This window comes from Isoptericola sp. NPDC056573 (genome assembly GCF_042793335.1).
Lineage (GTDB): Bacteria > Actinomycetota > Actinomycetes > Actinomycetales > Cellulomonadaceae > Isoptericola.
Genome location: NZ_JBHTUY010000001.1, coordinates 189,670 through 198,238, shown reverse-complemented (window position 1 = coordinate 198,238; position 8,569 = coordinate 189,670). Strand labels below are relative to the sequence as shown.

The following is an 8,569-nucleotide window of genomic DNA, read 5'->3' as shown; positions in this document are numbered from 1 at the left end:
GTCCGTCGGGTCCGTCGGGTCCGTCGGGTCTGTGGGATCGGTCGGGTCTGTGGGATCGGTCGGGTCACCGCCGGGGTAGAACGACACGTGACTGATGTCCTTGCCTCCCAGCAGCCCTGCCGTCGACAGGGTGACGGTGTCGCCCGCCCGGAACGCCCGCTCGGCCGTGTAGACCACGTGCGCGTTGCCCGCCTTGAGGACGACGGTGTCGATCGGCGAGGCAGGAGCGTAGTCCGGACCGAAGGTCAGGACGATCGTGCCCCGGTCGCTCAGGTCGAAGCTGACCCCCGCGATACCGCCCTTCTGCCACTTTGTGCCGTCGATCTTGTCGACGATGCCCGGGTACTTGTCGTTCCCCGCCACCACACCACCGTCCGTGAGCGCCGGGGCGGCCGCGGCCACGGTGGCGCCGCCCGCGGCCGTGGCCGCGGCGGCGGACGGGCGGGCCTTCGCCGCGGCCGACGTCGCCCCGCTCGGCGCGCCCGCCTGACCGCTCGTCTCCTCCGCGGCGGGCTCCTCCGCCGTGGCCTCTGCGCCGGCGTCCTGCGTGTCGTCGGCGGCGGTGACCTCCTGCGCCGGCTCCGGCTCGGGCGTGACGGCAGGCTCCGCCGCCTCGGCGACCGCGTCATCCGTCGACGGTCCGGGCTCGGTCGCGGCGGGCTCGGCCGGGGCGGGCTCGGCCGGGGCGGGCTCGGCCGGGGCGGGCTCGGCCGGGGCAGGCTCTGTCACGACGGGCTCGGCCGGCGCAGGCTCGACCGCAACGGCCTCGGACTCCGCGGAGGGTGCCTGCCCCTGCTCCTCGTCGGTGGCCTCCGGTGCGGCCTCGGCCCCGTCCACGGCGCCCGACCCGAGCTCGGGCTCCTCGGCCGTGGTGCCGGCGTCGGCGGCCATGGCCGCCGCCGGCGTGAGTGCGAGCGCCGCGCCTGCCGCGAGGCAGGCTCCGGTGCGCAGCAGCAGGGCCGTCCGCGCCGTGCGGGCCGTCCCGGTGGTGGTCGTCCTGGTCATCGTGATCGCCTCTGTCTGGAGTGGGTGCACGACCACGTTGACGCAGGTCATGGGCCCACCCAGCTCCCCTGGCGCGCCTGTGGGTGCCGGCGGGACGGGATTGGGTGCACGGAGCGCGACCAGGGTGCGAGCCGGTCCCCCGCGTGGGTGCCGCGGTGTGCCAGGGTGCTCGTCGTGATCTCGCTGAGCGATCTCCGACGCCGCGCCCACGCCCTCGACATCGCCCTCCACACGGTGGAGGTCCGGGTCGGCGACGACGTCGTGGCGTCGGCCGCGGGCGCGCCCCTCGGCCACGACGTCCCGCAGCGGATGTACTCGGTGTCCAAGACGGTCACGGGCCTGGCCGTCGGGCTGCTCGCCGCGGAGGGGCGCCTCTCCCTCGACGACCCCGTGGTGAAGCATTTCCCGGACCTCGTCGACGGCCACCCCGCCCACCCCTGGCTCGAGGCCACGACCCTGCGGCACATGCTGGCGATGGTCGGCCCGCACCGCTCGACGACGTACAAGGTCCGCGAGGGCGGCTGGCTGGAGTCGTACTTCCGCGTCGGGCCCACGCACCCGCCGGGCACCCTGTTCACGTACGACACCAGCGCGTCGTACACGCTGGCCGCGCTGGTGGAGCGGACCACCGGCGGCACGCTCGCCGACTACCTGCGCCCGCGGGTGCTCGACCCGCTCGGGGTCTCCCCCGGCCTGCGTTTCCTGCCCGGCCCCGACGGCTTCAGCCACGGCGGCTCCGGCCTGATCTGCACCCCCGACGACCTGGCACGGCTCGCCCGGCTCCTGAACGACGGCGGCGTGCACGACGGCGCGCGGCTGCTCCCGGCCGACTACCTCGCGGCCGCGACGGCGCCGCAGTCGCACCCCGCCACGCAGACGTGGGGCGGACCCTTCCGCGCGGGGTACGGGTACCAGCTGTGGCTGCCGCCCGTCGGCGGCTGGCTGATGTTCGGCCTGGGCGGGCAGATCGTCTACGGCGACCCGGAGCTGCGGGTCGCCGTGGTCGTCACGGCCGACTCCCAGGCCGCGGCGAGCGGCGACCAGAAGCTGCTCGACCTCGTCCTCGACCACCTCGTCGAGCCCGCGCGCGGGCTGGCGCGGGCGGGCCGGGGCGCCGCCGCGCCTCCGGCCGCTGCCGCCGTCACGACGCTCGCCTGGCCCGCCCCACGGCACGACGCCGCACACGTCCGCCCGCTGGGCGGCACCTGGACCAGCCGCACCCCGGGCGCGGGTCCGGCGGAGCTCACGCTGGCCGTCGGGGCCCGCGGCGGCACCCTCGCGTCGTCCGACGGCTGGTCGATCACGCTCGACACCGCCGGCCCGCTGACCACCGCGATCGGCGCCGAGGCGGCGGTCGTCACGGCCGGCTGGTCCGCCCCCGGCACCCTCGACGTGCGCGCGGGGACGCACGGCGACGAGCTGGCCACGCTCCGGCTGCGCCTGGCCCTCGCCGACGACGGCACGCTCGCCGTCCAGTCGCAGGGCTTCGGGGAGACCCTCGACCCGCGGTGGACGTTCCACGCCGCCTTCGCCCCGAGCGACGGCTGAGCCCGCCGGGACCAAGGGTCCCGACGGGCTCGGCCAGGGTGGGGCGGCGTCAGCCGGCGGGCGTCAGCCGTTCACCTCGGCGTGGGAGGCCGTGAACTCCTCGAGGATCTGGTCGAGCCCCTGGCCCCCGAGACCGTCGACGAGCGCCTCGTACTCCGCCATGTCGATCTGGCCGACGAGGTACTGGTTGTACGCGTCCTTGGCCTCGCCGTAGAGCGTGGTCCACTGCCGGTCGTACGTCTCCGAGGTCAGCGACTGCGTCGGGTTGACGACGGAGTACTCCTCGTTCTCCGCCATCTTCTCGTTGCCCTCGTCGACGTACGGCTCGGCGCTCTTGTACGTCACGACCTTCTCGGACGGGCGCGACGACGCGTACGGCTGCACCTCCTGCTCCCAGAGGGTCTGGTCGGTGATCGAGACCACGCCGTCGCCGTCGACCTCGTAGTGCGTGCCCTCGATGCCGTTGGTCATGAGGCCGTAGGCCTCCTCGTCGAGCAGCTTGTCGACGAACCCCAGGACCTTCTTCAGCTCCGCCTCGGACTTCACGTACTCCTTGGGGAACGCGAGCCAGCCGCCCATGCCGCCGCCCGTGTCGGTGAGGATCCGCCGCGGCACGTCGCCCTGCGTCATGTCGTTGACGAGGGCCCACTCCATCGGCGTCTCGGGGTTGCTGTCCTGGGCGGTCGCGAGGTAGCCCTTCGCCTCGAAGAGGCCGGTGACGACGATGCCCCCCTTGCCCTGCGCGATGGCGTCGAGCTGGTTCGTCTTCTGCATCGTGACGAACTCCTGGTTCACCGCCCCCGACTCGTAGACGCCGCGGTACCACTCCATGGCGCGCTTGAACTCGTCGCTCGCGAAGACCGCGTGCACCTGGCCGGCGTCGTCCACCGTGAAGTCGTCGCCCGCGCCGAAGTAGCCGCTCAGGGAGCGGAAGCCCAGGTCGAAGCTCTCCTCGCGGTCGAGGAAGCCGGTGGTGTCGTCCTTGCCGTTGCCGTCCGGGTCGTCCTTCGTGAACGCCTCGGCCACCGCCGTCAGGTCGTCGATCGTGTGCGGCACGTCCAGCCCGAGATTGTCCAGCCAGTCCTGGCGCACCAGGACGCCGTAGCGCGCCTTGTTCTTCTGGACAGGCACGCCGTACAGGTGGCCGTCGATCCGGGCGGAGGCCGTCGTCTGCTCGTCGATCTTCGACAGGTTCGGGAAGTCCGCCAGGTAGTCCTCGACGTCCCAGAACATGCCCGACTTCAGCGACTGCCGCACGAGCGCGCTGTCCGCCGGGGCCATCGACACGATGTCGGCCAGCTTGCCCGTGGACAGGGCGGCGTTGAGCTTCTCCGCCGACGACGCCGCCGGCACCCAGCTCACCTCCAGCTCCTCGCCCGTGTGCTCCTCCAGGGCGGACTCGATCGGGCCGTCCGCCTCCGGCGTCGTCGGCGTGTGGAGCGTGGCCATCCAGGTGATCGGCCCCTCGGCGCTCGCCTCGCCGCCCCCGCCCGACCCGCCGCCGCACGCCGTGAGGGCCAGGGCCGTCACCAGCACGGCCCCGACCGCGCCGGCCCGACCGGCCCGTCGTGGTCCCCCTACCGGGACTCGTCGCATCATGCGTCTCCTCTCGTCGCACCTGCCTCGTCGCAGGTCGTTTCGGTGGGTGGGCTCGACACCGCCCGGGCCCCGTCAGCCCTTCACGGAGCCGATCAGCGCGCCCTTGACGAAGAACCGCTGGACGAACGGGTAGACGATCAGCATCGGCAGCGTCGCGACGAAGATGACTGCCATCTTCACCGACTGCGCCGGCGGCACGACGTCCACGGCGCTCTCGTCGGCGTTCATGCCGCTCGCGACGATGACGATCTGGCGCAGCAGCACCTGGATCGGCCACTTCGTGGAGTCGTTGATGTAGAGGATCGCGGCCTGGTACGTGTTCCAGTAGTAGACGGCGTAGAAGAGGCCGATGGTGGCGATCGACGCGAGCGACAGCGGCAGGACGATGCGCAGGAACACGCCCAGGTCGGAGCAGCCGTCGATGCGGGCGGCCTCCTCCAGGCTGTCCGGGATGCCCTGGAAGAAGCTGCGCATGATGACGAAGTTGAACGCGTTGATCGCCACCGGCAGGATCAGCGACCACAGCGAGTCGATGAGCCCGAGGCTGTTCACCACGATGAACGTGGGAATCATGCCGCCGCTGAACAGCATCGTGAACACCACGAGGAAGTTGATGACGCGGCGGCCCCTGAGGTACCGCTTCGACAGCGCGTAGGCCATCAGCGACGTCAGCAGCAGGCTGACGAAGGTACCGACCACGGTGACGAACACCGAGACGCCCATGGCCCGGAAGATCGTCGACGTCGACAGGATGTACCGGTAGGCGTCGAGCGTGAACGTCTGCGGGATGAGCACGAACGGGCGGGTCGCGAGCTCGCCCGGCGTCGCCAGCGAGCTGCCCAGCACGTTGATGAACGGCAGGACGCAGATCAGCGCGAAGGCGCTCAGGACGATGACGTTCACCACCCGGAACACGCGCATCCCGGTGGTGGGCCGGTGGATGCGGCTGCGCTCACGGGTGGTGGCTCGCGGCGCTGCGAGGGTCTTGCTCATGAGGTGCTCCCGGTCTCGGACGTGCGGTCGGTGGCCCGCGCGGCGGTGGAGCCGGCGGGCGGGTCGGTCGGCCGCACGGCGAACAGCCCCGCGGCGACGAAGAAGAGGAAGGCGATCGGGTAGAGGACGAGCTGGCTGCCGAACAGGCACACCAGCCCCGCCCCGAGGAACCACCAGCCGGTCGACCGGCGGGCAGGACGGCGGTGGGCGACGTAGATCCCGGCGGCGGCGACGAGCAGCACGACGACGAGCGTCAGGCCGAACCACGCGGCGAGCGTGCGCGCGGCGTCGTAGGCGTCCGCGGCCTCGACCCGCATGCCCGCGCCCGTCATCGCGGGGTACACCGCGTCGAGGAACGTCTGCTCGTCCGCCCGGTTCATCACCAGCGCGAACCCGCCGAGGAAGACCGCCGACGTCACCATGCCCGCGACGGTCACCCAGGTCTCGGCCGTGCGCCGGATCGTCGGCCCGTGGCCGTCCGGCGCCGCGCCGGAGCGCACGGGCTCACGCACCCGGTCACGCATCGAGACGCTCGCCATCGACCCGCACCTCCGTCAGCCGCAGCGTCGGGCTCTCCTCGACCACGACACCCGGGCCCTCGCAGCCCTCGATGCGCACGCGCGACACGTCGGAGTCGGCGACGAAGCCCAGGTGGAGGCCGGCGCGTCGCATCTCGGGCACACCGTCGGCCATCGCAGGCACGCCGGGCACGGCGTCGGCGGCGTAGGAGATCGTGACGTCGTCGAGCGTCACGTCCGTCAGGGGCTGCTCGGGCAGGCCGTAGAGGTGACCGGCGGCGGCGTGCACGTCACGCGCCGTGATGTGCGTCAGGTGGATGCGGCGGAACACGGGCGTCGCGTCGCCCACCGGGTGCGGGGCGCGGTCCGCGACGTGGGGTTCCTTGCCGTCGGGCCCGCAGAAGTAGAAGGGGTTGATGACGAACGGGGTCATGACGCCCCGCATCACGACGTTCGTCACGCGGACGTCCTCGACCACGCCCCCGCGCCCGCGGCGCGACTTGATGCGGATGCCGCGGTCGGTGCCCTCGAAGACGCAGTTGCTGATGACGACGTCCCGCACGCCGCCGCTCATCTCGGACCCGATGACGACGCCGCCGTGGCCGTGCACCATCGTGCAGTTGGTGATGGCGACGTTCTCGCAGGCGATCCGCTCCGGGTCGCGCTCGGTGCCCGCCTTGAGGACCACGCAGTCGTCGCCGACGTCGATGTGGCAGTCGCTGATCCGCACGTTGCGGCACGACTCGGGGTCGATGCCGTCCGTGTTGGGCGAGTCCGGCGGGTTGACGATGACGACGTTGGAGATGGTGACGCCGTCGCACCGCAGCGGGTGCACCGTCCAGCTCGGGGAGTTGGTCAGGCGCACGTCGCGCACCGTGACCCGCGTGCAGTCGTGCAGGCCGACGAGCGTGGGCCGCGGGTGGGCCAGCGACGCCCGGTCGTGACGGAAGGTGTCCCACCAGGGGGCGCCGCCGCCGTCGATGGTGCCGAAGCCGGTGATCGCGACGTCCGTCTCGCCCGCCGCGTACAGGCACGGGGAGTGGATCGTGGCCGGGGCGCCCTCCCAGCGGGCGTCGACCGGCGGGTACAGCGCGGGGTCGGGCACGAACTGGAGGAGCGCGCCCGCCTCGAGGTGCAGCTCCACGTGGGAGCGCAGGCGCAGGGCCCCGGTGCGATGGGTTCCGGCGGGCACCACCACGGTGCCGCCGCCGGCGGCCGCGGCGTCGTCGATCGCCGCCTGGAACGTGGCCGTGGCGAGGGTCTCGTCGAGGGTGTGCACGTGTGGCCTCTCGGTCGTCGTCGTGCCCGGTGCTGCGAGCGGGCGTCCGGCCCCGGAACGGGGCGGAACAGGGGCCGGACGCCCGCTCACGGCATCAGGGGGTGGTCAGCCGTTCACCTTGGCGTACGCGGCGGAGTACTCCTCGATGATCTGGTCGAGGCCCTGGCCGCGGAGCCCCTCGATCACGGCCTCGTAGTCGGCCATCTCGATCTGCCCGGTGAGGTACCGGTTGTACGCGTCGTTGACCTGCTCCTCGATGGTCGACCACTGCCGGTCGAACGTGTCCGACGACAGCGACTGCGCCGGGTTGATGACGACGGCGGGCTCCTGCTCCGCCATCTTCTCGTTCGCCTCGTCGACGTACGGCGCGGTGCTCTTGTACGTCACGACCTTCTCCGAGGGCCGGGACGACGAGTACGGCTGCACCTCCTGCTCCCACGCCGTCTGGTCGGTGATCGTCACGACGCCGTCGCCGTCGATCGTGTAGTGCGTGTCCTCGATGCCGTTGGTCATGAGGCCGAAGGCCTCCTCGTCCAGCAGCTTGTCGATGAACGAGAGGACCTTCTTGAGCTCGGCCTCGTTCTTCACCTCGGTCTTCGGGATGGCGAGCCAGCCGCCCATGCCGCCGCCCGTGTCGGTGAGGATGCGGTGCTCGACGTCAGCGGTGTGCATGTCGTTGACCAGCGCCCACTTCATGGGCGTCTTCGGGTCCGCGCTCTCCGCGAGGGCCATGTAGTTCTTCGCCTCGAACAGGCCGGTGACGACGATGCCGCCCTTGCCGCGGGCGATCGCGTCCTGCTGGTTCTGCTTCTGGACGGTGACGAACTCCTGGTTCACGGCGCCCTTCTCGTACACGCCGCGGTACCACTCCATCGCCTCCTTGAAGGCGTCGGTGGTGAACGCGGGCACGACCTGGCCGTCGGCGGTGACCTCGAACTTGTCGCCCGCGCCGAAGTATCCGGAGAGCGACCGGAACCCGACGAGGAAGCTCTCCTCGCGGTCGATGAACCCGGTGGTGTCGTCCTTGCCGTTGCCGTCCGGGTCGTCCGTCGTGAACGCCTCGGCCACCTTCGTGAGGTCGTCGATCGTGTGCGGCACCTCGAGGCCGAGGCTGTCCAGCCAGTCCTGGCGCACCAGGACGCCGTAGCGCGCCTTGATCTTCTGGAACGGCACCCCGTAGAGCTTGCCGTCGAGCTTCGCGGCCTCGAGCGTGTCGGGGTCGATCTTCGCCAGGTTCGGGTAGTCGGCGAGGTAGCTCTCGACGTCCCAGAACTGCCCGGAGCCGAGCGCCTGCCGCACCTGGGTGCTGTCGGTCATCGTGAGGGACACGATGTCGGCGAGCTTGCCCGACGCCAGGGCGGAGTTGATCTTCTCCTCCTTCGAGGCGTCCGGCACCCACTGCATGTCGAACTTCTGGCCCGTGTACTCCTCGAGCGCCGACTCGATGACGCCGTCCTTCTCCGGCGTCGTCGGCGTGTGGAGCATCGTCATCCAGCTGATGGGGCCGTCGTCGGCCTCGGCCTCGTCGCCGGACCCGCCGTTGCCGCAGGCGGTCAGGGCCAGCGCGGCGACGGCTGCCGCCGCCGCGCCCTTGACGAACATGCCTCTCCTCATGGTGCGACTCCTC

6 protein-coding genes and 1 pseudogene are annotated in these 8,569 nt (G+C 71.8%); 1 reads left to right on the top strand and 6 read right to left on the bottom strand.

The annotated features are described in order from the left end of the window. Positions 1-1,005: pseudogene (locus tag ACFQ8E_RS00940) on the bottom strand (hypothetical protein); the annotation flags it as partial. Positions 1,006-1,179: 174 nt separating this feature from the next. On the opposite strand from ACFQ8E_RS00940, the gene ACFQ8E_RS00935 reads away from it, so the two are divergent. Then, positions 1,180-2,553: a serine hydrolase domain-containing protein gene (locus ACFQ8E_RS00935; RefSeq protein ID WP_430548688.1), complete on the top strand. Its 1,374-nt coding sequence runs from the start codon at positions 1,180-1,182 to the stop codon at positions 2,551-2,553. A gap of 63 nt (positions 2,554-2,616) precedes the next feature. Here ACFQ8E_RS00935 and ACFQ8E_RS00930 read toward each other — a convergent pair whose 3' ends face one another. The 5 genes from ACFQ8E_RS00930 to ACFQ8E_RS00910 all read right to left on the bottom strand — a co-directional run bounded on the left by ACFQ8E_RS00930 (position 2,617) and on the right by ACFQ8E_RS00910 (position 8,556). After that, positions 2,617-4,149 carry an extracellular solute-binding protein gene (locus ACFQ8E_RS00930; protein WP_430548687.1) on the bottom strand — a complete coding sequence of 511 codons (1,533 nt, stop codon included), beginning with the start codon at positions 4,147-4,149 and terminating at the stop codon, positions 2,617-2,619. 75 nt (positions 4,150-4,224) lie between these two features. Continuing rightward, positions 4,225-5,145 carry a carbohydrate ABC transporter permease gene (locus ACFQ8E_RS00925; RefSeq protein ID WP_430548686.1) on the bottom strand — a complete coding sequence of 307 codons (921 nt, stop codon included), beginning with the start codon at positions 5,143-5,145 and terminating at the stop codon, positions 4,225-4,227. Beyond that, positions 5,142-5,684 carry a hypothetical protein gene (locus ACFQ8E_RS00920; protein ID WP_430548685.1) on the bottom strand — a complete coding sequence of 181 codons (543 nt, stop codon included), beginning with the start codon at positions 5,682-5,684 and terminating at the stop codon, positions 5,142-5,144. The genes ACFQ8E_RS00925 and ACFQ8E_RS00920 overlap by 4 nt, the downstream gene beginning before the upstream one ends. After that, positions 5,662-6,942 carry a glycoside hydrolase family 28 protein gene (locus ACFQ8E_RS00915; RefSeq protein WP_430548684.1) on the bottom strand — a complete coding sequence of 427 codons (1,281 nt, stop codon included), beginning with the start codon at positions 6,940-6,942 and terminating at the stop codon, positions 5,662-5,664. The genes ACFQ8E_RS00920 and ACFQ8E_RS00915 overlap by 23 nt, the downstream gene beginning before the upstream one ends. A 105-nt stretch (positions 6,943-7,047) precedes the next feature. Next, positions 7,048-8,556 carry an extracellular solute-binding protein gene (locus ACFQ8E_RS00910; protein ID WP_430548683.1) on the bottom strand — a complete coding sequence of 503 codons (1,509 nt, stop codon included), beginning with the start codon at positions 8,554-8,556 and terminating at the stop codon, positions 7,048-7,050. Positions 8,557-8,569: the final 13 nt, after the last annotated feature.